The sequence below is a fragment of the Enterobacter cloacae complex sp. I3 genome, from assembly GCF_014896175.1.
In the GTDB taxonomy this organism is placed as follows: Bacteria; Pseudomonadota; Gammaproteobacteria; order Enterobacterales; family Enterobacteriaceae; genus Enterobacter; species Enterobacter bugandensis.
In genome coordinates, this window is sequence record NZ_JADBQZ010000012.1 from 123,287 (window position 1) to 149,401 (window position 26,115).

Consider the following 26,115-nt stretch of genomic DNA (forward strand, 5'->3'; position numbering starts at 1 on the left):
CCAGCGCGTCTTTTCGCTGTGGATATTTTAGAGATGAAGAAGAATTTGGAGCGGGAAACGAGACTCGAACTCGCGACCCCGACCTTGGCAAGGTCGTGCTCTACCAACTGAGCTATTCCCGCTTGGGTGGTCCGTGCTTTAGAAGCACTTTCAAATTTTGGAGCGGGAAACGAGACTCGAACTCGCGACCCCGACCTTGGCAAGGTCGTGCTCTACCAACTGAGCTATTCCCGCTTGGGCAGTCTGTGCTGTGGAAGCACCTTCAAATTTTGGAGCGGGAAACGAGACTCGAACTCGCGACCCCGACCTTGGCAAGGTCGTGCTCTACCAACTGAGCTATTCCCGCAAATCTGTACTGCTTTTGTTGCTGTCGTAACGTGTAATTCTCTGTCGTTACGGGAGGCGCATTATACGAGAAATCCTTTTAGCTGCAACCCCCCTTAAAGTGATTTTTTCGAAATTCAGTTCAAGTGCTTATTTAATCGGCAAGCTGAACAATTTAACGACAAAAACCCGGCCACGCAAGGTGCCGGATCTCAAAATCACAGCTTAATAAAGTTTTCGCGGTAGTACGCGAGTTCCGCCACAGACTCGCGGATATCGTCCATCGCCTGGTGCGTACCCTGTTTTTTAAAGCCGTCCAGAATTTCAGGTTTCCAGCGGCGCGCCAGCTCTTTCAGGGTGCTCACGTCCAGATAGCGGTAATGGAAGTAAGACTCCAGCTCCGGCATGTACCTGAAGAGGAAACGGCGATCCTGACCGATGCTGTTCCCGCAGATCGGCGATTTACCCGCTGGTACCCACTGCTTCAGAAATTCGAGCGTCGCCAGTTCCGCCTCGCGATCGCCCAGCGTGCTCGCCTTCACGCGCTCGACAAGACCGCTGCCGGTGTGGGTACGCACGTTCCACTCATCCATCAGCGCAAGCTGGTCGTCGGACTGATGCACCGCAATCGTTGGCCCTTCGGCAAGGATATTCAGGTTGGCATCGGTCACCAGAGTTGCAATCTCAATAATGCGATCGCGCTCGGGATCCAGCCCGGTCATTTCGAGATCGATCCAAATCAGGTTGTTTTCATCCGCGCTCATGTTATTTTCCACCCTTCTCGCATAACCGGCAGTAGCAGGTTAACTAGTATTAATTAGAGTGTATCATAGAGGTTTTGCCCCTTACGGGCGACCAGGAGCCAGTGCGATTGAGTAAAAATAAACTCTCCAAAGGGCAGCAGCGCCGCGTGAATGCCAATCATCAGCGCCGTCTTAAAACCACTTCGGAGAAGGTCGATTACGACGACAACCTGTTTGGCGAACCAACGGAAGGCGTAGTTATCAGCCGTTTCGGTATGCACGCCGACGTGGAATCCGCCGATGGCGAAATCCACCGCTGTAACATTCGCCGGACCATTCGTTCTCTGGTGACCGGCGACCGCGTCGTCTGGCGACCGGGCAAAGAGGCGGCAGAGGGCGTTACGGTAAAAGGTATCGTTGAAGCGGTCCATGAGCGCACGTCCGTGTTAACCCGTCCCGATTTTTACGACGGGGTGAAGCCGATTGCCGCCAACATTAACCAGATTGTCATCGTATCGGCGATTTTGCCCGAACTTTCGCTCAATATTATCGACCGATACCTTGTCGCCTGTGAAACGCTGCAGGTTGAACCGATTATCGTGCTGAACAAAATCGATCTGCTGGATGACGAAGGCATGGCTTTCGTTAATGAGCAGATGGATATCTACCGCAAGATTGGCTACCGCGTTCTGATGGTGTCCAGCTACACCAAAGACGGACTGAAACCGCTGGAAGAGGCGCTTACAGATCGCATCAGCATCTTTGCGGGTCAGTCCGGCGTGGGGAAATCGAGCCTGCTAAACAACCTTCTCGGCCTCCAGCAGGAGATCCTCACTAACGATGTGTCTGACGTCTCGGGCCTCGGCCAGCACACCACCACCGCCTCACGTCTCTATCATTTCCCTCACGGCGGCGATGTGATCGACTCACCGGGCGTGCGTGAATTCGGTTTATGGCATCTTGAGCCGGAACAAATCTTTAATGGATTTGTCGAATTCCATGATTATTTAGGCGCTTGCAAATACCGCGACTGCAAACACGATAACGATCCAGGCTGCGCTATCCGCGAAGCGGTTGAGAAAGGTGAAATCGCGGAGACCCGCTTCGAGAATTACCACCGCATTCTTGAGAGCATGGATCAGGTAAAAACGCGTAAAAACTTTTCTGATTCTGATAACTGACAACTAAGCTAAGCATCGCTAAAATCGTCCCCTTTTTTCAGGTTCCGGCGGCTTACTGCCGGATCAGGAACGACAAAACAATGGCCTGGAGGCTACCTTGTTAAACGCATTTAAACTTTCGCTTCAATACATTCTGCCAAAACTGTGGCTCACTCGCCTGGCGGGCTGGGGCGCAAGCAAACGCGCGGGCTGGCTGACCAAACTGGTCATCGACCTTTTCGTTAAGTATTACAAGGTCGACATGAAAGAAGCGCAGAAGCCGGACACCGCCAGCTACCGCACGTTCAACGAGTTTTTCGTGCGCCCGCTGCGCGACGAAGTGCGCCCGCTAAACACCGACCCTAACGTCCTGGTGATGCCAGCAGACGGCGTGATCAGCCAGTTGGGTAACATCGAAGACGACAAAATTCTGCAGGCGAAGGGCCACAACTACAGCCTGGAAGCGCTGCTGGCGGGCAATTACCTGATGGCGGACCTGTTCCGCAACGGCACCTTTGCCACCACCTATCTGTCACCGCGCGACTACCACCGCGTACACATGCCGTGTAACGGTATCCTGCGTGAGATGATCTACGTGCCGGGCGATCTATTCTCCGTGAACCACCTGACCGCGCAAAACGTACCGAACCTGTTTGCCCGTAACGAACGCGTCATCTGCCTGTTCGATACTGAATTCGGCCCTATGGCGCAGATTCTGGTTGGCGCGACCATTGTCGGCAGCATCGAAACCGTCTGGGCTGGCACCATTACCCCGCCGCGTGAAGGCGTGATCAAGCGCTGGACGTGGCCTGCCGGTGAAGAAGAAGGTTCTGTCGCCCTGCTGAAAGGCCAGGAGATGGGTCGCTTCAAGCTGGGCTCTACCGTCATCAACCTGTTTGCGCCGGGCAAAGTGAAGCTGGCTGAGCAGCTCCAAAGCCTGTCGGTCACCAAACTGGGTCAGCCGCTGGCGGTCTCTACCGAAACCTTCGTGACGCCGGATGCAGAACCTGCTCCGCTGCCGCAAGAAGAGATCGACGCCGAGCACGACGCCAGCCCGCTGGTTGACGACAAAAAAGACGAAGGCTAACAACAGAAGGATCGCTGACGTGCGCCCGATTATCGTTCTACTGATGGCCTGGTGCCTCAGCATGGGGGCGTACGCAGCGACAGCCCCCGACGCCAAACAGATAACCCAGGAGCTGGAGCAGGCGAAAGCGGCTAAACCCGCTCAGCCAGAGACCGTTGAGTCGCTCCAGTCCGCACTGAACGCGCTTGAAGAGCGGAAAGGCTCGCTTGAGCGCGCTCAGCAGTATCAGCAGGTTATCGACAACTTCCCTAAACTCTCGCAAACGCTGCGCGCGCAGCTCGCTAATCTGCGCGATGAGCCGCGCGAAGTGCCGGAAGGCATGACCACCGACGCCCTGAACCAGGAAATCCTGCAGGTCAGCAGCCAGCTCCTGGAAAAGAGCCGCCAGGCTCAGCAGGAGCAGGAGCGAGCGCGTGAAATTGCCGACTCCCTCAGCCAGCTTCCGCAGCAGCAAACCGACGCCCGCCGCCAGCTTAACGACGTTGAGCGCCGCGTGGGTACGCAAAGCGGCAACACGCCGCAGGCTCAGGCGCAAAATCTGGGTCTGCAGGCTGAATCTGCCCGTCTGAAGGCCCTTGTGGATGAGCTGGAGCTGGCGCAGCTTTCCGCCAACAACCGCCAGGAGCTGGCGCGGATGCGCTCTGAACTCGCTCAGAAGCAGAGCGAGCAGCTGGATGCGTACCTTCAGGCCCTGCGTAATTTGCTCAACAGCCAGCGCCAGCGCGAAGCCGAGCGAGCGCTTGAAAGCACCGAGCTGCTGGCGGAAAACAGCGCCAATCTGCCGGAAGGTATCGTCGATCAGTTTAAGGTCAACCGCGAGCTTTCTGCCGCCCTGAATCAGCAGGCGCAGCGTATGGATCTGGTTGCCTCCCAGCAGCGTCAGGCGACGAATCAAACCCTGCAGGTGCGCCAGGCGCTCAACACCCTGCGCGAGCAGTCCCAGTGGCTCGGGTCATCAAACCTGCTGGGCGAAGCGTTACGCGCCCAGGTCGCGCGCCTGCCGGAAATGCCGAAACCGCAGCAGCTGGATACCGAGATGGCCCAGCTGCGCGTGCAGCGACTGCACTTTGAAGATCTTCTCAATAAGCAGCCGCAAATACGCCAGATCCGTCAGGCTGACGGACAACCTCTGACCAGCGAGCAAAACCGTATTCTGGAAGCCCAGCTGCGCACCCAGCGCGAACTGCTGAACTCCCTGCTGCAGGGCGGGGATACGCTGATTCTGGAACTGACTAAGCTCAAGGTCTCTAACAGCCAGCTGGAAGACGCGCTGAAAGAGGTGAACGAGGCTACGCACCGTTATCTCTTCTGGACATCCGACGTACGTCCAATGACCTTCTCGTGGCCAATTGAGATCGTTCAGGATCTGCGCCGCCTGATTTCCCTCGACACCTTTAGCCAGCTCGGACAGGCCAGCGTGATGATGCTGACCAGTAAAGAGACGATTTTCCCGCTGCTGGGCGCGTTGGTTCTGGTGGGCTTCAGCATTTATTCGCGCAGACATTTCACCCGCTTCCTGGAGCGTTCCAGCGCGCGGGTGGGGAAAGTCACTCAGGATCACTTCTGGCTAACGCTGCGCACCGTGTTCTGGTCGATTCTCGTCGCGTCTCCGCTACCGGTGCTGTGGATGACGCTTGGCTATGGCCTGCGGGAAGCCTGGCCCTATCCGCTCGCGGTCGCCATTGGCGATGGTGTCACCGCCACGGTACCGTTGCTGTGGGTGGTGATGATTTGCGCGACGTTCGCGCGGCCTAACGGCCTGTTCATCGCCCACTTTGGCTGGCCTCGTAACCGCGTGGCGCGCGCCATGCGCTATTACCTGATGAGCATCGGGCTGATTGTGCCGCTGATTATGGCGCTGATCATGTTTGATAATCTCAACGACCGGGAATTCTCAGGCTCGCTGGGGCGCCTCTGCTTTATGCTGATCTGCGGCGCGCTGGCCATCGTCACGCTCAGCCTGAAACGCGCGGGGATACCGCTCTATCTGGATAAATCCGGCAGCGGCGACAACATGTTCAACCGGCTGCTCTGGAACCTGCTGCTGAGCGCTCCTCTGATTGCGATGCTGGCAGCGGCGGTAGGTTACCTGGCAACCTCGCAGGCGCTGCTGGCGCGACTGGAAACGTCGGTGGCGATCTGGTTCCTGCTGCTGGTGGTGTATCACGTGATCCGGCGCGGGATGCTGATCCAGCGCCGCCGTCTGGCCTTTGACCGCGCCAAGCATCGCCGGGCAGAGATCCTCGCTCAGCGTGCCCGTGGCGAGGAAGAGCCAACCCATGTCAACAGCACGGAAGGCACGATGGATGCGGACGAGGTCGAACTGGATCTGGATGCCATCAGTACCCAGTCTCTGCGCCTGGTGCGCTCCCTCCTGATGCTGATTGCCCTTCTGTCGGTGATCTTCCTGTGGTCGGAAATTCACTCCGCGTTTGGCTTCCTGGAGAACATCTCTCTGTGGGACGTGACGTCCACGGTGCAGGGCGTTGAAAGCCTGGAGCCGATCACCTTAGGCGCGGTGCTGATTGCCATTCTGGTGCTGATCATCACTACCCAACTGGTGCGTAACTTCCCGGCGTTGCTGGAGCTGGCGCTGCTGCAGCATCTGGATTTAACCCCCGGCACGGGATACGCCATTACGACCATTACGAAATACCTGATACTGCTGTTTGGCGGAATGGTCGGGTTCTCAATGATTGGTATTGAGTGGTCTAAACTGCAGTGGCTGGTGGCCGCGCTGACGTTTGGCCTTGGCTTTGGCATGCAGGAGATTTTCGCTAACTTTGTATCCGGCCTGATCATCCTGTTTGAAAAGCCGATTCGCATTGGCGATACGGTGACGATCCGCGATCTGACCGGGAGCGTAACGAAGATCAACACCCGCGCCACCACGATCAGCGACTGGGACCGTAAAGAGATCATCGTGCCGAACAAGGCATTTATTACCGAGCAGTTTATCAACTGGTCCCTGTCGGACTCCGTTACGCGCGTGGTGCTGACGGTACCGGCGCCGTCGGATGCCAACAGTGAAGAGGTCACGCAGATCCTCTACACCGCCGCTGAACGCTGTACGCTGGTGCTTGATAACCCTGCGCCGGAAGTATTCCTGGTTGATTTACAGCAAGGGATCCAGATTTTCGAACTGCGTATCTACGCCGCCGAAATGGGACACCGCATGCCGCTGCGCCATGAGATCCACCAGTTGATTCTGGCGGGCTTCCGCGAGCATGGTATTGATATGCCGTTCCCACCGTTCCAGATGCGTCTGGAAAGCATGGACGGACGCAAGATGGGTAAAACGCTCACGTCGGCGGGAAGATCGCGCCCGGCGGGAAGTCTGTAATCGTTCTCCCCTCCCTTTCGGGAGGGGCATTTTACCGCTACGCCACTTCCGTGACGTACGCCATTGAGCGCCGGCGGTAATTCTCATAAATTCCCATCGCCAGTAGCGAGAAGAAGACTGGCCCACCGACCATCCACAGCGCGCTGTTCCAGTCGTTCGCCTCAACCACGGGCTGAATAACGGTAAAGATGTTGGCAAACGCCACGACCAGCACCACCACCGTGGTCGCCAGCAGCGTTGCCGCGCGGGTTTTGAAGATCACAAACGGACGCTCAAGATCCCGCTTCGCCTTAAAGAACGGGAACGCCAGCGTCAGGAACAGGTACGGCAGCGTCATCGACACGTTCGCCATCAGGGTCAGCTTGTTATAGAACGCAGACGCGGTATCACCGCCAAATGACACCAGCAGAATGAACACGCACACCAGCAGACACTGCATCCACATGGCGTTGGCAGGCATGCCTGCGGTATTGAGCTGCGTCATGCGTGCCGGCCACAGCGCTTTTGGCGTACCCTGGATGATTGCTTTCAGCGGCGAATAGATTAGCGTGAAGAACGCGCCGGTATAGGCAAGGAACATCGACAGGCCGGTAATGCGCGCAAACCAGATCCCCAGGGTGGCCGATGCTTCCGGCGTCAGGTGCATGGCGTTACCCAGTGTCATTCCCAGGCTTTTCATCAGCACGTAGGTGATGTTCCCGAGGTTAGTGGTATTGTTACTCAACACTTGCTGCCAGTTAGTGCTAACGCCCCAGAGGAAAATCGCCAGCGAATAGCCGATGGAGATGACGATGGCGGCAAAAATAATCCCTTTGGCAAAGTTTTTTTCCGGGTTCTCGGTCTTATCGACCAGCCCACCTACCGCTTCAATACCGCCGTAGGCAAAAATGGCAAATACCACGAAGGAGAGCATGGCCAGCCCGGACTGATAGCCCGGATTAGGCGATGAAACGAAGTTCACCTCCTGCGCGAAGTGTCCGCCGTTCAGGCACAGAATGGCGATACTCACCAGCAGCAGCACCAGGTTCAGGCACATCACGGAAATACCGCCAACGGCAGTGATACGGGCAATTTTGTTGATGCCTTTTGACGCCACCAGCGTCACCACCACCATCCAGCACACCGCCAGAATCCCGACCACCTGCGTGGAGCTCAGCCCGGCTAAAGACCAGACCTGCGTTTTATCCGCGCCGAAAAGAAACGTGGAGAACGGCACCCAGACTTTGGCCGCCGTGCTGACCATCCAGACGACGTAGGAGGAGAACCACATAAACGTGCCGATAAACGCATAGCGCGGGCCGATGCTGTTGTTCATCCATGAATAGATACCGCCCTCTTCTTTCCGGTAAGCCGAGCCCATCTCCGCCATCATCAGCGCAAACGGGATAAAGAAGAACAGAGCAGAAACGATATAAAACGGCGTCGCGCTGTAGCCCATCAGATAGAAAGCCGACGGGCTGTTGGCAAAGCCAAAAACTGACGTAAAAATCATCAGGATGAGCCCGGTGAGGGTCATCTTTTTGAGTGACTGGGACATATAACCATCCGAAGAGGAATTAAACTGCGCGGATGGTAGCAGATGACCAGACTAATATTGTGGCTATACGAGGCAATTTAAGAAAAAGACCCGTGTACAGAGAAAATGGCAGTTTTTAATGTTGCGGAGAAGAAATGGAAAGGAAAATTGCCACAGATACTATACGCCGGGTAAGCGACAGCGCCACCCGGCCATGCTTTAGGCGCGATCGACCGTAAAGGCAATCACATCGCCCAGCTGCTCGGCGCCCAGCGCCAGCATCACCAGACGATCCACGCCCAGCGCCACGCCGGAGCAATCCGGCAGGCCTGCTTTTAACGCTTCCAGCAAGTTAACATCAATCGGCTGCTGCGGCAGACCGCGTGCGGCGCGCTTACGGTTATCCTGCTCGAAACGCTGCTGCTGTTCGCGCGCGTCGGTCAGCTCGTGGAAGCCGTTCGCCAGCTCGATGCCTTTGTAGTAAACCTCAAAACGCTCTGCTACGCGGTGATCTTCGGTGCTGATCTGCGCCAGAGACGCCTGGCTTGCCGGGAAGTGATAGACAAACGTCGGGCGATCTTTGCCAATCTGCGGTTCCACGCCGAAGGTGAACAGCAGCTGCAGCAGCGTGTCGCGATCCTCTTCGGTATCCGCCACGTTGCTCAGATCCAGTTTTGCCGCCACTTCACGCAGCTGGGCTTTGTCCGCCGACAGCGGATCGATTTCCAGATGGCGCTGGAAGGCCTGCTGATAGGAGAGCGTTTCGGCTTCTGAGCAGTCCAGTACCTGCTGCAGCAGATCGTCCACCTCATTCATCAGGCGGTACATATCATAGTGCGGGCGGTACCACTCCAGCATGGTGAATTCCGGGTTGTGGTGACGCCCCATCTCTTCATTACGGAAGCTGCGGCACAGCTGATACACCGGACCACACCCCGCCGCCAGCAGGCGCTTCATGTGGTATTCCGGGCTGGTCATCAGATACAGATTCATGCCCTGGGAGTGGCCTGGGCCAACAAAACGGGTTTCAAACGGGATCAGATGAATATCCGTTACCGTTGCCTGACTCATGCACGGGGTTTCCACCTCCAGGACGCCGCGGTCGGCAAAGAAACGGCGGATCTCCGTCATAATTGCGGCGCGTTTTAACAGATTTGGGATGGATGCGCTCGGCTGCCAGGTGGCCGTTTCGCTCATGAGTTTTTCTCCGATTTCAGACAAGGGCACGAAGTCTACTCGTTAGCAGTGGCAGAGACAAATTTTGCGCAGTAAAAACGCGTATTTCATTTATGTGGATTATTTTGTGATGCAATTCATCAATCACGATGATAAATCACCGCACAGAACAGCAAAAAAATCGAACACGTCAAATTTCCCTCACAACTACGCGGTTATACTGTTATACCCATAAAGGAGCAGTGGAATCGCTTCCGCAATCGCCCGTTCGGGCAGGTGAACTTCCTTTAGTTCATCGCATTGCGGGAAAACAAAAATCTGGAGGAATGTCGTGCAAACTTTTCAAGCCGATCTTGCCGTAATAGGCGCTGGCGGGGCTGGATTACGCGCTGCAATTGCTGCGGCACAAGCCAACCCGAACGCTAAAATCGCATTGATTTCAAAAGTCTATCCGATGCGTAGCCACACGGTGGCAGCAGAAGGAGGATCCGCCGCCGTCGCGCAGGATCATGACAGCTTCGAATACCATTTCCACGACACGGTTGCAGGGGGCGACTGGCTTTGCGAACAGGATGTCGTTGACTACTTCGTGCACCATTGCCCAACGGAGATGACCCAGCTCGAGCAGTGGGGATGTCCGTGGAGCCGCCGCCCGGACGGCAGCGTTAACGTCCGCCGCTTCGGTGGCATGAAGATCGAACGCACCTGGTTTGCCGCCGATAAGACCGGCTTCCACATGCTGCACACCCTCTTCCAGACCTCCCTTCAGTTCCCACAAATTCAGCGCTTCGATGAACATTTTGTCCTCGACATTCTGGTCGACGACGGTCATGCACGTGGCCTGGTGGCGATGAATATGATGGAAGGCACGCTCGTCCAGATCCGCGCCAATGCGGTGGTGATGGCAACGGGCGGTGCGGGACGCGTCTATCGCTACAACACCAACGGCGGCATCGTCACCGGCGACGGGATGGGCATGGCGCTGAGCCACGGCGTGCCGCTGCGCGATATGGAGTTTGTGCAGTATCACCCAACCGGCCTGCCGGGCTCCGGCATTTTGATGACGGAAGGCTGCCGCGGTGAAGGCGGTATTCTGGTCAACAAAAACGGCTACCGTTATCTGCAGGATTACGGCATGGGCCCGGAAACCCCGCTCGGCGAGCCGAAGAACAAATACATGGAGCTCGGCCCGCGCGACAAAGTTTCTCAGGCCTTCTGGCACGAGTGGCGCAAGGGCAACACCATCTCAACGCCGCGCGGCGACGTGGTCTATCTCGACCTGCGTCACCTGGGCGAGAAGAAACTGCTGGAGCGTCTGCCGTTTATCTGCGAACTGGCAAAAGCCTACGTGGGCGTCGACCCGGTGAAAGAGCCGATACCGGTACGCCCAACCGCGCACTACACCATGGGCGGGATTGAAACCGACCAGCAGTGTGAAACCCGCATTAAAGGGCTGTTCGCCGTGGGCGAGTGTTCCTCCGTCGGCCTGCACGGCGCAAACCGTCTGGGCTCTAACTCGCTGGCAGAGCTGGTCGTCTTTGGCCGCATGGCGGGCGAGCGCGCCATGGAGCGTGCGGCGACCGCAGGCGAAGCAAACGGTGCGGCGCTGGATGCGCAGGTCACAGACGTTGAAAAACGCCTGAAGGATCTGGTGAACCAGGAAGGCAACGAGAACTGGTCGAAGATCCGCGACGAGATGGGCCTGTCGATGGAAGAAGGCTGCGGTATCTACCGTACGCCGGAACTGATGCAGAAGACCGTCGACAAGCTGGCGGAGCTTCAGGAGCGCTTCAAGCGCGTGCGCATCACCGATACCTCCAGCGTCTTCAACACCGACCTGCTCTATACCATCGAGCTTGGCCACGGCCTGAACGTCGCGGAATGTATGGCGCACTCTGCGCTGGCGCGTAAAGAGTCTCGCGGCGCCCACCAGCGTCTGGACGAAGGCTGCACCGAACGTGACGACGTCAATTTCCTGAAACACACTCTCGCCTGGCGCGATGCGGATGGCACCACGCGTCTGGACTACAGCGACGTGAAAATCACCACGCTGCCACCAGCGAAACGCGTGTATGGCGCAGAAGCAGAAGCCGCCGAGAAGAAGGAGAAGGCGAATGGCTGAGATGCAAAAATTGAAAGTTGAAGTGGTGCGCTACAACCCGGAAGTGGATACCGCCCCCCACAGCGCTTTCTACGAAGTGCCTTATGACGAGCAAACCTCCCTCCTGGATGCGCTCGGCTATATCAAAGACAACCTGGCGCCGGACCTGAGCTACCGCTGGTCCTGCCGCATGGCGATCTGCGGCTCCTGCGGCATGATGGTCAACAAGGTACCGAAGCTGGCGTGTAAAACCTTCCTGCGTGATTACACCAGGGGCATTAAGGTTGAAGCGCTGGGCAACTTCCCGATTGAGCGCGATCTGGTGGTCGATATGACCCACTTTATCGAAAGCCTGGAAGCGATTAAGCCGTACATCATCGGCAACCCGCGCACGCCGGACCAGGGTCCGAACACCCAGACGCCGGCGCAGATGGCGAAATACCATCAATTCTCCGGCTGCATCAACTGCGGCCTGTGCTACGCCGCCTGTCCTCAGTTTGGCCTGAATCCGGAGTTCATCGGCCCGGCCGCCATTACCCTGGCGCACCGCTATAACGAAGACAGCCGCGACCACGGCAAAAAAGAACGTATGGCGCAGCTAAACGGCCAGAACGGCGTCTGGACCTGTACGTTTGTGGGCTACTGCTCCGAAGTCTGTCCGAAGCACGTCGACCCGGCCGCCGCAATTCAGCAGGGTAAAGTGGAAAGCTCGAAAGACTTTCTTATCGCTACCCTGAAACCACGCTAAGGAGTGCATGATGACGACTAAACGCAAAGCCTACGTGCGGCCTGTGCCGTCCACCTGGTGGAAAAACCTGCCGTTTTATCGCTTCTATATGCTGCGTGAAGGCACGGCGGTACCGGCGGTCTGGTTCAGCCTTGAGTTAATGTATGGCGTTTTTGCCCTTAAACACGGGCCGGAAACCTGGGCGAACTTTGTCGGTTTCCTGCAAAACCCAATCATCGTGGTTCTGAACCTGATCGCGCTCGCGGCGGCGCTACTTCATACCAAAACCTGGTTTGAACTGGCGCCAAAAGCGGCAAACATCATCATTAAAGACGAAAAAATGGGGCCGGAGCCAGTCATTAAAGGGCTATGGGCAGTGACGATCCTGGTCACGGTTGTCATTCTGTTTGTCGCACTGTTCTGGTAAGGAGACTACTGTGATCAATCCAAATCCAAAACGTTCAGACGAGCCGGTCTTCTGGGGCCTGTTTGGCGCAGGCGGCATGTGGAGTGCCATCATCGCCCCGGTGATCATCCTGCTGGTCGGCATTATGCTGCCGCTGGGGCTGTTTCCGGGCGATGCGCTGAGCTACGAGCGCGTGCTGGCGTTTGCGAGCAGCTTTATTGGCCGCGTGTTCATCTTCCTGATGATCGTCCTGCCACTGTGGTGCGGCCTGCACCGCATTCACCATGCGATGCATGACCTGAAAATCCATGTGCCGAGCGGTAAATGGGTGTTCTACGGGCTGGCAACCATCCTGACCGTGGTGACGCTGATTGCCGTTGTCACTATCTGACGCTTCTGGCCCGCCATCCGGCGGGCCTTTTATTTCTGCATCTTTGCCACCAGCCACTGGGCAAATTCACGCATTGCGGACGTTTCAGCCCGCGACTGCAGTCTCGTTAACCAATAACTGCCCAGATCAATTTGCGTTGTAAACGGCTGCACGATGCGCTCGCTGTTCAGCAAATGGGTAAACATATCGACAGGCGCAATGGCAATGCCCATACCTGCCTGTGCGGCTTCCAGCATGGTGACAGACGAATCAAACACCATTACCCGGTGCGTTGGCGACGGAGGATGCTCGCCTGCCGCCTGCATCCACGCCGACCATTCGTCGCGTCGGTAAGAACGCAGCAGGGTAAACTTCAGGATGTCGGCCGGAGACTGGAGCACGGCGGCGATTTCGGGCGAGCAAAGCGGCGCCAGCGGCGCAGGGCACAGGAATTGCGCCTCGGTGCCGTGCCACGCCCCTCCGCCGTAGCGGATCGTATAATCAAGCCCTTCAGCAGCCGGATCGACGCGGTTGTTATGGGTGGAAAGGTGAAGATCGATATGCGGATAACAGCGGCGAAAGTCCGCGAGATGAGAGAACAGGATACCCGTGGCGAAAGTCCCTACTACGCCAATTTTTAGCTTCTCCTGAGCGCGCTGGCTGGCAAAGCGATCCAGCATTCCGGCGATACGATCGAATGAATCATTCAGCACCGGCAGCAGATTTTCACCCTCCGTGGTCAGCATCAGGCCGCGCGAGACGCGGACAAACAGCTGGCAATTCAGATGCTGCTCCAGCGCCTTAACGTGCTGGCTGATGGCGGAATGGGTGACGTTCAGCTCTATCGCTGCATGCGTAAAACTGAGGTGCCGGGCGGCCGCTTCGAAGGCGCGAAGCGAATTAAGCGGAAGATAGCTGCGGGTCATTGTTCCATCCGTTAGAAAAATTAACAGCTCATGCTAAATTTAACCGTTTGTCAGCCATAGTCAAATCTAACAGACTACAGCGGTCTGCCGGGCCCGGACACTCCCTTGACCTGCTATTATGGAAGATAATTGATGATGAAAAAATTCCTTTGCTGCGCCCTGCTGCTCAGCACATCCTGCTCTGTACTCGCCGCGCCGATGTCGGAAAAACAGCTGGCTGACGTGGTAGAACGCAACGTTACGCCCCTGATGAAAGCGCAGGGTATTCCAGGCATGGCGGTGGCCGTGATTTATCAGGGCCAGCCACACTACTTTACCTTTGGAAAGGCCGATATCGCGGCGAACAAACCCGTCACCCCGCAAACCCTGTTCGAGCTGGGCTCTATAAGTAAAACCTTCACCGGCGTGCTGGGGGGCGATGCTATTGCCCGCGGCGAAATTTCGCTGGGCGATCCGGTAACCAAATATTGGCCTGATCTGACCGGCAAGCAGTGGCAAGGGATTCGCATGCTGGATCTGGCAACCTACACCGCCGGTGGCCTGCCTTTACAGGTGCCCGATGAGGTCACAGATAACGCTTCCCTGCTGCGCTTCTATCAAAACTGGCAGCCTCAGTGGAAGCCGGGCACAACGCGTCTTTACGCCAACTCCAGCATCGGTCTTTTTGGCGCGCTGGCGGTCAAACCTTCCGGCATGAGCTATGAGCAGGCCATGACGACGCGGGTCCTTAAGCCGCTCAAGCTGGATCATACCTGGATTAACGTTCCGAAAGCGGAGGAGACGCATTACGCCTGGGGATATCGTGACGGTAAAGCGGTCCACGTTTCACCGGGCATGCTGGACGCAGAGGCATATGGCGTGAAAACCAACGTGCAGGATATGGCGAGCTGGGTGATGGCCAATATGGCCCCTGACGCACTGCAGGATACGTCCCTGAAGCAAGGCATTACGCTGGCGCAGTCTCGCTACTGGCGCGTGGGTGCCATGTATCAGGGGTTAGGTTGGGAGATGCTTAACTGGCCGGTCGATGCCAAAACCGTCGTCGGAGGCAGTGATAACAAGGTGGCGCTGGCACCGTTGCCTGCGAGAGAAGTGAGTCCACCCGTTCCCCCGGTTAAGGCCTCATGGGTGCACAAAACGGGCTCAACCGGCGGGTTTGGCAGCTACGTGGCCTTTATTCCTGAAAAGCAGCTCGGCATTGTGATGCTGGCGAATAAAAGCTATCCGAATCCGGCGCGAGTTGAGGCGGCATACCGTATCCTCGACGCGCTGCAGTAAAACATTGCCGGGTAGCGCTGCGCTTACCCGGCGAAACACACCGCACAAAAACCACATTTTCCTTGCCGTCATCTACACTTAACAAAAAAACAGTAAGGAAACTCCTATGCGCATTTTGCCTGTTATCGCCGCGGTGACAGCCGCGTTTTTAGTGGTGGCCTGCAGTTCCCCTACCCCACCTCCTGGCGTTACCGTCGTCACGCCTTTTGATGCACAACGCTTCCTTGGAACATGGTATGAAATCGCGCGCCTCGACCATCGGTTTGAGCAGGGCTTAGAGAAGGTTACTGCTAATTACAGCCCAATGGATGATGGCGGTATTCAGGTGATCAACCGGGGCTATAATCCCGATCGTGAGATGTGGCAGCAGTCGGTCGGGAAAGCCTATTTCACTGGCGACCCGCGACGGGCCGCGCTCAAAGTCTCTTTCTTCGGCCCGTTTTATGGCGGCTATAACGTGATAGCGCTCGACAGAGAGTACCGTCATGCGCTGGTCTGCGGGCCGGATCGCGACTATCTGTGGATACTTTCCCGCACGCCAACTATTTCGTCAGAAATGAAACAGCAGATGCTGGACGTCGCGACCCGACAGGGGTTTGATGTGTCGAAACTTATTTGGGTAAAACAGCCCCGTTAATGGGTACTAAGCTTCAGCCCAATGATACCGGCAACAATCAGAGCGAGGCTGGCAATGCGCGCCAGGCTCGCTGACTCTCCCAGCAGCAGAATGCCGGTAATCGCCGCGCCTACGGCACCGATCCCCGTCCAGACGGCATAGGCCGTTCCCACGGGCAGAGAACGCATTGCCCACGATAGCAGAACAATGCTCACGATCATCGCCGTAACGGTAATAACGCTGGGCGTCAGGCGGGTAAATCCGTGGGTGTACTTGAGACCAATCGCCCATACCACTTCGAGCAGACCAGCAATAAAGAGAATAATCCAGGACATCTCGGGCTCCTTAACTTAAAAACAGTTGGGGCCGTCCCCGATGAAGGAAGCGCTTACGGGTCGTCCCGCAAGGCAGATAACACCCCATATTTTGGTTAGCGTGTGATTTTTTTTCAATCATTTTCTGATGAACGCGTTAAGCCCAGAAATAGCCGCAGTATGGCACGGAGTTCAGGCATTTATAGCTCATCGGACTTCTCTATGATGATGTGCTTTCTGATGGCAGGAAGCCAAACCACTAGCCGACTGCGAATAAAATATGTTCAAGATTCTTTTGATTGACCGTTGTCACTTCACCCGCACCGGGTTTGAAGCATGGCTCAATCATTCCGGTTTGTTCCCGGGGCACTACGTTGTGACCGGGCTGAACAATCTATTCCTCGCCAGGGAGCACATTCTGCAATGGAAACCTGAGCTGGTCATCGCTGACCTGCATGGTTTCAGGCAGGATATTCACCATTTCCAGCAACTCTCTTCTTTGCTGAATGCTAGCGAAAAATTACCTTTTATTATGCTGCAATCGGGAGAGGACAAGGACCTGGCGACCTGGCTCGGGAACTTCCCGGTCTGGTCTTCGCTAATGAAAAATGCCCCTCTTGAGGAAATCGCGACGGTTATCAATGACGCGTTAATTTCGCGCGCAAGCACGTACCGCCCGACGGTGGCCGCCCCCTTGCTGACACGACAGGAGGAGAAAGTGTTGACGTTATGGATGGACGGCGCGAGCAACCAAAAGATAGCCGCTCACCTGAGCATTAACGGAAAAACGGTTTATACCTATAAACGCAATATCCGCATGAAGCTGCATATGGATACACGCTTTTCACCGTTTTTATCCCTGCAGGAAGCAGAGAATTGACGGTACGGTGAAACTCACGTGCCGTACCGTCCATGCTTCATTAGTTCTGAGCTTTAGTTGCTGCACCAGAAATCGCGTTACCACCGTCGGAGATATCTTCCCCTACGCCGCGGGTGGTATTACATGCAGTCAACACGGAGGAAAGCACGAGGACAGAAAAGATCGCTGCAATTGTTTTCTTAACCATAATATCTTCCTTTTATAGCCAAAGTTGTTTTGTGTATAGCAACTTAAGAATAGACAAGATCCCGCCGATTGACGGAAAAGGAAGCAATTTTAGGAAAATTAGACGGACTTAGCTGGCTGCGTGAGAAATGATATGACCGAGGTCCTGGATATCTTCCCCCATGCCACGGGCGGTGTTACAGCCGGAAAGCAGTACGCTGGAGAGCGCTAACAGAAGCAGAATTTTAACGGTACGTTTCATCATCCCTGCCTGCAAAAATCAGGCGCAGCGGGCGCTGCGCCTTGAATCATGACGTAAATTACTTCACGCGGGATACGTATTCGCCGGAGCGAGTATCCACTTTGATCACTTCACCGATCTGTACGAACAGCGGTACTTTCACCACTGCGCCAGTGGAGAGCGTTGCTGGCTTGCCGCCAGTACCCGCGGTGTCACCTTTCAGACCTGGATCGGTTTCAACGATTTCCAGCTCAACAAAGTTTGGTGGGGTAACGGCGATAGGCTGGCCGTTCCACAGGGTCACGATGCACTCAGCCTGATCCAGCAGCCACTTCGCGTTATCGCCAATCGCTTTCGCATCAGCAGACAGCTGCTCGAAGGTTTCGTTGTTCATGAAGTGCCAGAACTCACCGTCGTTGTACAGGTAAGTCAGGTTCATATCGACAACATCAGCGCCTTCAGCGGAGTCAGTAGATTTGAAGGTTTTCTCAACACGGGTGCCGGTCAGCAGGCGGCGCAGCTTAACGCGTGCGAATGCCTGACCTTTACCTGGTTTAACGAATTCGCTGGCTTCAACCGCGTACGGTTCGCCGTCCATCATGATTTTAAGACCAGCACGAAAATCGTTGCTATAGTACGTTGCCATAAGGCCCTCTAAATTTGTTAACTGGTAGCTAAGCCACAAAATGGCGCATATTGTAACCCTAAACACCCCATCCAGAGAAGATTGGTTATCGCAACTTGCCGATGTAATCACCAGTCCTGATGAATTGCTGCGTCTTTTAGACCTCGATCAGCATCCGGAGTTGCTTGCTGGCCGTGAGGCAAAGCGACTTTTCGCCCTGCGTGTTCCCCGCGCGTTTGTTGCGCGCATGGAAAAAGGCAACCCTGACGATCCTTTATTAAAACAAACCCTTACGTCGCAGGATGAGTTTATTACAGCGCCGGGCTACAGCACCGATCCGCTGGAAGAGCAAAACAGCGTGGTGCCGGGTTTACTGCACAAATATCTCAATCGCGCCCTGCTGCTGGTAAAGGGCGGCTGTGCGGTAAATTGTCGTTACTGCTTCCGTCGGCACTTCCCGTATGCCGAAAACCAGGGAAATAAGCGCAACTGGCAGGTTGCGCTGGACTATATCGCCGCCCATCCAGAGCTGGATGAGATTATTTTTTCCGGCGGTGACCCGCTGATGGCAAAAGATCATGAACTGGACTGGCTTTTGACGCAGCTTGAAGCCATCCCGCACATTAAGCGTCTGCGCATTCACAGCCGTTTACCGATCGTCATTCCGGCACGTATCACTGACGGCCTGGTTGCACGCCTGGAGCAGTCACGTCTACAGGTGCTGCTGGTAAACCATATCAACCACGCGAACGAGATCGACGATGAATTTCGCGCGGCGATGGCGCGTCTGCGTAAGGCGGGCGTGACGCTGCTCAACCAGAGCGTATTGTTGCGCGGCGTGAACGACAGCGCCCGGGTGCTGGCCGATCTCAGCAATGCCTTGTTTGACGCAGGCGTGATGCCCTATTACCTGCACGTGCTGGATCGCGTGCAGGGCGCGGCGCATTTCATGGTGACGGATGAGGAAGCCCGACAGATTATGCGCGAGCTGTTAACGCTGGTTTCAGGTTATATGGTGCCGAAGCTGGCACGCGAGATTGGCGGAGAGCCGAGTAAGACGCCGCTGGATTTGCAACTGCGGCAGCGCTAAAAGGCAGGTGGCGCTACGCTTACCTGCCCTACGAGGTGGGGCGCAGCGCCATCAGCAAGTAAACTCAGTTCGGGCACTTATAGACCTGGCCGCTCATCTGGCTGGCCGTTGGCACGAAGCTGGAGAGCATTCCTTGCGTCGGGCTGCTCACGCCGTAAATCACGTTCCCCCCCATTGCAGCAGCCTGGTTACGCAGGGCATTCGCCGCGCCGCGCATAGAGCCACCTTCTTCACCGTGCTGACCCGACATCCAGTTACTTTGTTCACCGGTGGCCGTGCCTAACAGCTGGCATTCGCTGCCTGGCTTATCTTCCACAAAGCGAACGCCCTGGCCCGCTGCCGACAGTTCATTGCTGGAGCTACAACCCACCAGCAGCAACGCTGCTCCTACGATCCCTGCACAGACTTTTACGCGCATGTTATTCCTCGTTTTCAATAAGCTGGACAGTAATTGTCCGTGTGTAAATCTTATACCTAAAAGATGACTAAAAGAAAAATCCCCGCGCATTTCTGCGAGCCGGATTCCGTACATCACTCCTCCGACATCTTAAATGAATTCTGATAATGCCCTTTGGGATATCGTGTTTTAGCCCTCGATCGTTTTTAGTGTTGCGACGTACAACTTTTGTACGCGATTAAAACAGGGGGTTTCATGAGTGCATCATCCTCAGGAGAGGAAAAGGTAACATGGGTGGGCTATCTGGCGTTTGTGCTCACCATCGTATTTTTCTCAGGCTTTTTCGCCAAAAGTACCGAATGGTGGCGCGTGCTGGATTTTACCGTCCTAAACGGCAGCTTCGGTCCGGTGAACGGCGCGCTAACGTTTCGCGGTGAGGGCGGCACGGGGGCGAAAGACGGTTTCTTGTTTGCCCTTGAACTGGCGCCTTCGGTCATTTTATCGCTCGGGATCATTGCCGTCACCGAGGGGCTGGGCGGGCTGCGTGCCGCGCAACAGCTGATGACGCCCATTTTGCGCCCGCTGCTTGGCGTACCGGGCGTCTGCTCTCTGGCCCTCATCGCCAACCTGCAAAATACCGATGCCGCAGCAGGGATGACCAAAGAGTTGACCGACGAAGGGGCTATTACCGATCGCGAGCGCGCCATTTTCGCCACCTTCCAGACCAGCGGTAGCGCCATCATTACCAACTATTTTTCTTCCGGCGCCGCACTCTTCACGTTTATTACCGTCCCGGTAATCACGCCGCTGGCCGTCATACTGATGTTTAAATTTGTTGGCGCGAACCTCCTGCGTCTGTGGATCGCTCACATGGAAGATCGTCGTATTCAGGAGGAAAAAAATGATCGCCCAGCCGCGTAAAAATATCATGGACATGTTTATCGATGGCGCCCGCCGAGGCTTTACCATCGCCACCACCAGCCTGCTGCCGAACGTGGTTATGGCGTTTGTCATCATTCAGGCGCTCAAGGTGACCGGCCTGCTGGATATTGTTGGTAATATTTGCGAGCCAATTATGGCCCTGTGGGGGCTTCCGGGCGCGGCGGCAACGGTCCTGCTGGCCTCGGTGATGAGTATGGGGGGCGGCGTGGGGGTTTGCGCCAGCCTGGTGGCTGCCGGCACGCTCAACGGCCACGATGCCACCGTTCTGCTGCCCGCCATCTATCTGATGGGCAATCCGGTGCAAAACACCGGCCGCTGCCTGGGCACCGCAGGCGTTAACCCGAAGTATTATCCACACATCATTACCGTCTGCGTCATTAACGCCCTGCTCTCAATGTGGGTAATGCAGCTACTCTTCTGAGGAGATAAAAATGGATTTTTCAGTGCTGGAACCCCATCTTTTCCGCAATGTGCACCTTTACGCGCCGGAGGATCGGGGACGTTGCGATCTGCTCATCGCCGGGGGAAAAATCGTCGCGATTGAAAAAACGGATCGCGCAGCAATGCGGCTTAACTGTCCTGAAACCGATCTCGCCGGGGCGGTGGTTTGCCCGGGCTTTATCGATCAGCACGTACACCTGATCGGCGGCGGCGGTGAAGCCGGTCCGCACACCCGGACGCCGGAGGTACGGTTGTCCGCGCTGGTGGCGGCGGGCATCACCTCCGTTGTTGGGCTGCTGGGTACCGACGGCGTGACCCGCCATCCCGAATCTCTGCTGGCAAAAACGCGGGCGCTTGAGCATGAAGGGATCAGCGCGTGGATGCTGACAGGCGCATACGGGCTGCCTTCTCCGACGATTACCGGCAGCATCGAAAAGGATGTGGCGCTGATTGATAAAATCATCGGCGTGAAATGCGCGATTTCCGACCATCGCTCTTCCGCACCAGCGGATGACCAGCTCGCGAATATGGCCGCCCAGTCGCGCGTCGGCGGGCTGCTGGGCGCTAAAGCGGGCATATCCGTGTTTCACCTCGGCAACAGCCCGAAGCTGCTGGAGCCGCTGCTTAACATCCTGAAAAACGCCGACGTGCCCCGCAAGAAGCTGCTGCCAACCCACGTTAACCGCGACCAGGCGCTGTTCCTCGCCGCGCTGGATTATGCCCGTGATGGGGGCTATATCGACATCACCACCAGCATCAGTGAGCCCATTGATGCCGCCACCGCCATCGCGACGGCCCGTGAAGCGCAGGTACCGTTTAACCGGCTTACGCTCAGTTCGGACGGTAACGGCAGCCAACCGAATTTTGACGCGAACGGTAATCTGGTGGGCATTGGCGTAGCCGGGTTCGAATCTCTGCCTCAGACGCTGCAGCAACTGGTCAGCCGGTATCACCTGCCGCTGGAGGAGGCGCTTCTGCCGTTTACGCGTAACGTAGCGGAGTTTCTCGGGCTGGAGCATAAGGGGCGGCTCGCGCCCGGATGCGATGCCGATTTCCTGGTGCTGACGGATGACCTGAAGATCCGCGAGGTCTGGGCGAAAGGCCGCCAGATGGTGTGCGAAGGCGTAGCATGCGTGAAGGGAACATTTGAGTAGCGGCAATAAAAAACCCCGGACATTTCTGCCCGGGGTTCGTTCTGAGAGGTTCAGAACAACATGATTACATCATGCCGCCCATTCCACCCATGCCGCCCATACCAGCAGCACCTAAGTCAGGCGCGTCGCCTTTTGGCAGGTCGGTTACCATGCACTCGGTCGTGATCATCAGGCCAGCTACAGATGCCGCGTACTGCAGAGCTGAACGGGTCACTTTAGTTGGGTCCAGGATACCGAAGTCGATCATGTTGCCGTATTCTTCAGTTGCCGCGTTGTAACCGTAGTTACCTTCACCCGCTTTCACGTTGTTCGCAACCACAGACGGCTCTTCACCGGCGTTGGAAACGATCTGACGCAGAGGAGCTTCCATTGCGCGCAGCGCAACTTTGATACCCACGTTCTGGTCTTCGTTCTGAGCGGTCAGGCCAGCCAGCTTAGCGGCTACACGTACCAGCGCGACACCACCACCAGCAACTACGCCTTCTTCTACCGCAGCACGGGTCGCGTGCAGGGCATCGTCAACGCGTGCTTTCTTCTCTTTCATTTCAACTTCGGTTGCAGCACCAACTTTGATTACCGCAACGCCGCCAGCCAGTTTCGCTACGCGCTCCTGCAGTTTTTCACGGTCGTAATCGGAAGTGGCTTCTTCGATCTGCTTACGGATCTGACCAACACGGCCCTGAATAGCGGCTTCTTCACCCACACCGTCGATGATGGTGGTGGTGTCTTTGTTGATCACAACGCGTTTCGCCTGGCCCAGGTCTTCCAGGGTCGCTTTTTCCAGCTCCATACCGATCTCTTCGGAGATCACGGTACCACCGGTCAGGGTAGCGATATCCTGCAGCATTGCTTTACGGCGATCGCCGAAGCCAGGTGCTTTAACCGCAGCCACTTTCACGATGCCGCGCATGGTGTTAACCACCAGGGTCGCCAGCGCTTCGCCTTCAACATCTTCAGCGATGATAACCAGCGGCTTGCCTGCTTTCGCAACGGCTTCCAGCACTGGCAGCATTTCGCGGATGTTGGAGATTTTCTTGTCAGCCAGCAGGATGAACGGGCTTTCCAGCTCAACAGCGCCAGTTTCTGGCTTGTTGATGAAGTATGGGGACAGGTAACCGCGGTCGAACTGCATACCTTCAACCACGTCCAGTTCGTCTTCCAGACCGGTACCGTCTTCAACGGTGATCACGCCTTCTTTACCGACTTTATCCATCGCTTCAGCGATCAGTTTACCTACGGTTTCGTCGGAGTTAGCGGAGATAGTACCAACCTGAGCAATGGCTTTAGAGTCAGAGCACGGTACGGACAGCGCTTTCAGTTCTTCAACAGCGGATGCGACAGCTTTGTCGATACCACGTTTCAGATCCATTGGGTTCATGCCCGCAGCAACGGCTTTCAGGCCTTCAGTGATGATAGCCTGCGCCAGTACGGTCGCGGTGGTGGTACCGTCGCCTGCAGCGTCGTTCGCTTTAGAGGCAACTTCTTTCACCATCTGCGCGCCCATGTTTTCGAACTTGTCTTCCAGCTCGATTTCACGTGCAACGGAAACACCATCTTTGGTGATGGTTGGCGCGCCGAAGGATTTATCCAGCACTACGTTACGGCCTTTCGGGCCCAGGGTCACTTTAACTGCATCTGCCAGTACGTTTACGCCGCGGAGCATTTTTACACGAGCGTCGTTACCGAATTTTACGTCTTTAGCTGCCATGTTCTTATTTCCTCAAATTCTCGTGCGTAAATTACGCTTCAACAATTGCCAGAATGTCGCTCTCGGACATGATCAACACTTCTTCATTGTCGATCTTCTCGGATTTCACGCCGTAGCCATCGTTGAAAATTACGATGTCACCAACTTTAACGTCCAGCGGCTGCACAGTTCCGTTTTCCAGGATGCGGCCCTTACCGACAGCGATGATTTCGCCACGCGTTGATTTGGCTGCTGCAGAACCGGTCAGAACGATGCCGCCAGCAGACTTGGTTTCAACTTCTTTACGTTTGACGATCACACGATCATGTAACGGACGAATACTCATTGATAGCTCTCCTTTGAGAAAGTCATTATCAGTTATGGATGACGCCGGCCCGCATGCGGTTTTCCGACTAGTGCCCTGAGAGATGGGGATAGCTTTTTACCCCTTCAAGGGGGAATCGAAAAAAAATTTGCGAAAGTGTTACCATCCACTCTCTTTTGATGGTGGCAGGGCAAGGTAAATGAGTGGACTCAGGCAGGAGCTGGGGCTGGCGCAGGGCGTTGGCCTGCTTTCAACCTCCTTGTTAGGTACCGGCGTGTTTGCCGTACCGGCACTGGCGGCGCTGGTCGCCGGAAATAACAGTCTTTGGGCATGGCCGGTGCTGATCCTGCTGGTGTTCCCGGTGGCGATTGTGTTTGCCATACTCGGGCGGCACTTCCCCAGCGCGGGCGGCGTAGCGCATTTTGTCGGCATGGCGTTTGGTCCGCGCATGGAGCGCGTAACCGGCTGGCTGTTTTTGTCGGTAATACCCGTTGGCCTTCCGGCAGCCCTGCATATCGCCACCGGCTTTGGACAGGCGCTGTTTGGCTGGCACGACGAACAACTGCTGCTGGCTGAGCTGGGTACGCTGGCGATTGTCTGGTGGGTGGGCTCGCGCGGGGCCAGTTCAAGCGCGAATCTGCAAACGCTGGTTGCAGCGTTGATCGTCGTGCTGATCGTCGCCATCTGGTTTGCGGGTAACATTACCGTAGCGGATATCCCCTTCCCTGCGATAAACGATATCGACCATTCACAGCTTTTCGCTGCGTTATCCGTCATGTTCTGGTGTTTTGTTGGCCTTGAAGCGTTCGCTCACCTGGCATCCGAGTTTAAACAGCCCGAGCGTGATTTTCCCCGCGCTCTGATGATTGGTTTACTGCTGGCGGGCACCGTATATTGGGCCTGTACCGTACTGGTGCTGCACTTCAACGCGTTCGGCGAAGATAAAGCCGCCGCCGCATCGCTACCGGGTATCGTGGTTAAACTTTTCGGCGTGAAGGCGCTATGGGTGGCCTGCGTGATTGGCTATCTCGCCTGCTTTGCCAGCCTCAACATTTATATCCAGAGCTTCGCCCGTCTGGTGTGGTCACAGGCGCGCTACAAACCTGAGAGCCGCCTCGCGCGGTTGTCTAAACGTCAACTCCCTATGAATGCACTGAATGCCGTGCTGGGCTGCTGCGTCCTGAGCTCGCTGGGTATTTATCTTCTCGACATCAACCTCGATGCTCTAATTATCTACGCCAACGGTATTTTCATCATGATCTACCTGCTGTGCATGCTGTCAGGCTGTCGTCTGCTGAAAGGTCGCTATAAAGCACTGGCAGTCGTCGGGGGCGTGCTGTGCCTGCTGTTGCTGGCGATGGTGGGATGGAAGAGTGCGTACGCCATCGTCATGCTGGCGGGGCTGTGGGCATTTTTACCGAAGCGGAAAAATCCGTAGGCCCGGTAAGCGAAGCCACCGGGCAAAAAAATTATCGATCGTCTTTATGGTCTAAACGGTCGCGCTGTTCATCCTTGCGCTGATACTCCCCTTCGAAGGTATCGCCTGGCCCTGTGCTGAACCCGCCGCCCGGCATGCGGCTGAAGCGCAGGTGCGGCAGCAGCTTCATGGTCAGGTGCTTCTGCACCGGCGGCAACAGCAACAGCAGGCCGAGGAAGTCGGTGAAGAACCCCGGCAGGATCAGCAGCAGGCCAGCAATAATCAGCGACACGCTTTTGATCATCTCTTCTGCCGGGCTTTCACCTGCAGCCATCTTCTGCTGCATTATCAGGAAATTTTTGAAACCCTGATTACGCACCAGCGACATGCCGATGACGGAGGTGAAGATCACCAGAATCAGCGTCAGCAGGACGCCCAGCACGTGAGCTACCTGAATGAAAATAGAAATCTCAATGTAAACATAGAGAAAGAAAGCAATAAACGGTATCCAGCGCACTGGCATCTCCTGTGTGGCAGGTGCCATCTGGCCCCTGTCTGAATGTGTTCGCGTCACGCGTCTGTAAGAGATGGAGACGGTTAGCCAAAATTCAATCGGTTTGCACGGATATTTTTTTCGGAAATATTAAAGCGGTGACACATTTCA

At 56.0% G+C, this 26,115-nt stretch carries 27 protein-coding genes and 3 tRNA genes; 15 read left to right on the forward strand and 15 right to left on the reverse strand.

Annotation, left to right across the window (positions count from 1 at the left end):
- Positions 1-46 precede the first annotated feature (46 nt).
- The 4 genes from IM271_RS11475 to orn form a co-directional block, all read right to left on the reverse strand.
- Positions 47-122 (reverse strand) — tRNA-Gly (locus IM271_RS11475).
- A gap of 36 nt (positions 123-158) precedes the next feature.
- Positions 159-234: transfer RNA gene (locus IM271_RS11480), tRNA-Gly, on the reverse strand.
- Between the two features lie 36 nt (positions 235-270).
- Positions 271-346, reverse strand: a tRNA-Gly gene (locus tag IM271_RS11485).
- Between the two features lie 196 nt (positions 347-542).
- Entirely contained in the window at positions 543-1,088 is a 546-nt protein-coding gene (gene orn / locus IM271_RS11490; RefSeq protein WP_193052622.1) for an oligoribonuclease, read from the reverse strand.
- A gap of 107 nt (positions 1,089-1,195) precedes the next feature.
- Between orn and rsgA the strand changes: the two genes are divergently transcribed.
- From rsgA to mscM, 3 genes are all read left to right on the forward strand, one after another.
- The gene (gene rsgA, locus IM271_RS11495; protein WP_032644955.1) at positions 1,196-2,248 is read left to right on the forward strand and encodes a small ribosomal subunit biogenesis GTPase RsgA; all 1,053 of its coding nucleotides are present in this window, start codon (positions 1,196-1,198) and stop codon (positions 2,246-2,248) included.
- Positions 2,249-2,345: 97 nt separating this feature from the next.
- Positions 2,346-3,314: an archaetidylserine decarboxylase gene (gene asd / locus IM271_RS11500; protein ID WP_193052623.1), complete on the forward strand. Its 969-nt coding sequence runs from the start codon at positions 2,346-2,348 to the stop codon at positions 3,312-3,314.
- 19 nt (positions 3,315-3,333) lie between these two features.
- Positions 3,334-6,657 carry a miniconductance mechanosensitive channel MscM gene (gene mscM, locus IM271_RS11505; RefSeq protein ID WP_193052624.1) on the forward strand — a complete coding sequence of 1,108 codons (3,324 nt, stop codon included), beginning with the start codon at positions 3,334-3,336 and terminating at the stop codon, positions 6,655-6,657.
- A 37-nt stretch (positions 6,658-6,694) separates the two neighbouring features.
- Here the strand turns inward: mscM and yjeM are convergent, their stop codons facing one another.
- On the reverse strand, positions 6,695-8,194 hold the full coding sequence (gene yjeM, locus IM271_RS11510) for a glutamate/gamma-aminobutyrate family transporter YjeM (RefSeq protein WP_045261278.1): 1,500 nt from the start codon (positions 8,192-8,194) through the stop codon (positions 6,695-6,697).
- A 198-nt stretch (positions 8,195-8,392) separates the two neighbouring features.
- Positions 8,393-9,370: an elongation factor P--(R)-beta-lysine ligase gene (epmA, locus tag IM271_RS11515; protein ID WP_100170962.1), complete on the reverse strand. Its 978-nt coding sequence runs from the start codon at positions 9,368-9,370 to the stop codon at positions 8,393-8,395.
- 310 nt (positions 9,371-9,680) lie between these two features.
- On the opposite strand from epmA, the gene frdA reads away from it, so the two are divergent.
- The 4 genes from frdA to frdD are packed head-to-tail and all read left to right on the forward strand — an operon-like array spanning position 9,681 to position 12,974.
- A complete protein-coding gene (gene frdA / locus IM271_RS11520; protein ID WP_028015241.1) occupies positions 9,681-11,471 on the forward strand; it encodes a fumarate reductase (quinol) flavoprotein subunit in 1,791 nt (596 codons plus the stop codon).
- Positions 11,464-12,198 (forward strand): succinate dehydrogenase/fumarate reductase iron-sulfur subunit, encoded by a 735-nt coding sequence (locus IM271_RS11525; RefSeq protein WP_045261280.1) that lies wholly within the window; start codon positions 11,464-11,466, stop codon positions 12,196-12,198. The genes frdA and IM271_RS11525 overlap by 8 nt, the downstream gene beginning before the upstream one ends.
- A 10-nt stretch (positions 12,199-12,208) precedes the next feature.
- Positions 12,209-12,604 (forward strand): fumarate reductase subunit FrdC, encoded by a 396-nt coding sequence (gene frdC, locus IM271_RS11530; protein WP_028015239.1) that lies wholly within the window; start codon positions 12,209-12,211, stop codon positions 12,602-12,604.
- Positions 12,605-12,614: 10 nt separating this feature from the next.
- Positions 12,615-12,974 carry a fumarate reductase subunit FrdD gene (gene frdD / locus IM271_RS11535; protein ID WP_000609653.1) on the forward strand — a complete coding sequence of 120 codons (360 nt, stop codon included), beginning with the start codon at positions 12,615-12,617 and terminating at the stop codon, positions 12,972-12,974.
- Positions 12,975-13,003: 29 nt separating this feature from the next.
- Here the strand turns inward: frdD and ampR are convergent, their stop codons facing one another.
- Complete coding sequence (gene ampR, locus IM271_RS11540; RefSeq protein WP_047366965.1) at positions 13,004-13,879, reverse strand: LysR family transcriptional regulator AmpR; 876 nt, start codon at positions 13,877-13,879, stop codon at positions 13,004-13,006.
- A 132-nt stretch (positions 13,880-14,011) separates the two neighbouring features.
- Here ampR and blaACT point away from each other — a divergent pair, with 132 nt between their 5' ends.
- Positions 14,012-15,157, forward strand: coding sequence for an ACT family cephalosporin-hydrolyzing class C beta-lactamase (gene blaACT, locus IM271_RS11545; RefSeq protein ID WP_193052625.1), 1,146 nt, complete (start codon positions 14,012-14,014; stop codon positions 15,155-15,157).
- A gap of 106 nt (positions 15,158-15,263) precedes the next feature.
- Complete coding sequence (locus tag IM271_RS11550; RefSeq protein WP_028015236.1) at positions 15,264-15,794, forward strand: lipocalin family protein; 531 nt, start codon at positions 15,264-15,266, stop codon at positions 15,792-15,794.
- Here IM271_RS11550 and sugE read toward each other — a convergent pair.
- Positions 15,791-16,108, reverse strand: coding sequence for a quaternary ammonium compound efflux SMR transporter SugE (gene sugE / locus IM271_RS11555; protein WP_006178944.1), 318 nt, complete (start codon positions 16,106-16,108; stop codon positions 15,791-15,793). The two genes, IM271_RS11550 and sugE, sit on opposite strands and share 4 nt — an antisense overlap.
- 259 nt (positions 16,109-16,367) lie before the next feature.
- Between sugE and IM271_RS11560 the strand changes: the two genes are divergently transcribed.
- Positions 16,368-16,967: a LuxR C-terminal-related transcriptional regulator gene (locus tag IM271_RS11560; protein WP_041911497.1), complete on the forward strand. Its 600-nt coding sequence runs from the start codon at positions 16,368-16,370 to the stop codon at positions 16,965-16,967.
- A 40-nt stretch (positions 16,968-17,007) separates the two neighbouring features.
- On the opposite strand, the gene ecnB is transcribed toward IM271_RS11560, so the two are convergent.
- From ecnB to efp, 3 genes are all read right to left on the reverse strand, one after another.
- Positions 17,008-17,154, reverse strand: a complete 147-nt coding sequence (ecnB, locus tag IM271_RS11565; protein ID WP_003855942.1) for a lipoprotein toxin entericidin B — start codon at positions 17,152-17,154, stop codon at positions 17,008-17,010.
- A gap of 108 nt (positions 17,155-17,262) precedes the next feature.
- The gene (locus IM271_RS11570) at positions 17,263-17,394 is read right to left on the reverse strand and encodes an entericidin A/B family lipoprotein (protein WP_028015234.1); all 132 of its coding nucleotides are present in this window, start codon (positions 17,392-17,394) and stop codon (positions 17,263-17,265) included.
- 58 nt (positions 17,395-17,452) lie between these two features.
- The gene (gene efp, locus IM271_RS11575; RefSeq protein ID WP_003855940.1) at positions 17,453-18,019 is read right to left on the reverse strand and encodes an elongation factor P; all 567 of its coding nucleotides are present in this window, start codon (positions 18,017-18,019) and stop codon (positions 17,453-17,455) included.
- 40 nt (positions 18,020-18,059) lie between these two features.
- Between efp and epmB the strand changes: the two genes are divergently transcribed.
- Positions 18,060-19,088, forward strand: a complete 1,029-nt coding sequence (gene epmB / locus IM271_RS11580) for an EF-P beta-lysylation protein EpmB (protein WP_126326199.1) — start codon at positions 18,060-18,062, stop codon at positions 19,086-19,088.
- Between the two features lie 64 nt (positions 19,089-19,152).
- Here epmB and IM271_RS11585 read toward each other — a convergent pair whose 3' ends face one another.
- A complete protein-coding gene (locus IM271_RS11585; RefSeq protein WP_182033477.1) occupies positions 19,153-19,506 on the reverse strand; it encodes a DUF4156 domain-containing protein in 354 nt (117 codons plus the stop codon).
- Positions 19,507-19,740: 234 nt separating this feature from the next.
- Between IM271_RS11585 and IM271_RS11590 the strand changes: the two genes are divergently transcribed.
- From IM271_RS11590 to iadA, 3 genes are read left to right on the forward strand one after another with little or no spacing between them, the layout of a single operon-like run.
- The gene (locus IM271_RS11590) at positions 19,741-20,406 is read left to right on the forward strand and encodes a nucleoside recognition domain-containing protein (protein WP_045261285.1); all 666 of its coding nucleotides are present in this window, start codon (positions 19,741-19,743) and stop codon (positions 20,404-20,406) included.
- Positions 20,387-20,848 (forward strand): YjiG family protein, encoded by a 462-nt coding sequence (locus IM271_RS11595; protein WP_028015231.1) that lies wholly within the window; start codon positions 20,387-20,389, stop codon positions 20,846-20,848. The genes IM271_RS11590 and IM271_RS11595 overlap by 20 nt, the downstream gene beginning before the upstream one ends.
- Before the next feature lie 10 nt (positions 20,849-20,858).
- Positions 20,859-22,022, forward strand: a complete 1,164-nt coding sequence (gene iadA / locus IM271_RS11600; protein WP_193052626.1) for a beta-aspartyl-peptidase — start codon at positions 20,859-20,861, stop codon at positions 22,020-22,022.
- A 64-nt stretch (positions 22,023-22,086) separates the two neighbouring features.
- Here the strand turns inward: iadA and groL are convergent, their stop codons facing one another.
- Together groL and IM271_RS11610 are read right to left on the reverse strand one after the other, a co-directional pair.
- Positions 22,087-23,730, reverse strand: a complete 1,644-nt coding sequence (gene groL, locus IM271_RS11605; RefSeq protein ID WP_023310114.1) for a chaperonin GroEL — start codon at positions 23,728-23,730, stop codon at positions 22,087-22,089.
- A gap of 31 nt (positions 23,731-23,761) precedes the next feature.
- Positions 23,762-24,055: a co-chaperone GroES gene (locus IM271_RS11610; protein WP_003855929.1), complete on the reverse strand. Its 294-nt coding sequence runs from the start codon at positions 24,053-24,055 to the stop codon at positions 23,762-23,764.
- Between the two features lie 178 nt (positions 24,056-24,233).
- Between IM271_RS11610 and yjeH the strand changes: the two genes are divergently transcribed.
- Positions 24,234-25,472: an L-methionine/branched-chain amino acid transporter gene (yjeH, locus tag IM271_RS11615; RefSeq protein WP_193052627.1), complete on the forward strand. Its 1,239-nt coding sequence runs from the start codon at positions 24,234-24,236 to the stop codon at positions 25,470-25,472.
- A 31-nt stretch (positions 25,473-25,503) separates the two neighbouring features.
- Here yjeH and IM271_RS11620 read toward each other — a convergent pair whose 3' ends face one another.
- On the reverse strand, positions 25,504-25,968 hold the full coding sequence (locus IM271_RS11620; RefSeq protein ID WP_028015228.1) for an FxsA family protein: 465 nt from the start codon (positions 25,966-25,968) through the stop codon (positions 25,504-25,506).
- Between the last annotated feature and the right edge of the window lie 147 nt (positions 25,969-26,115).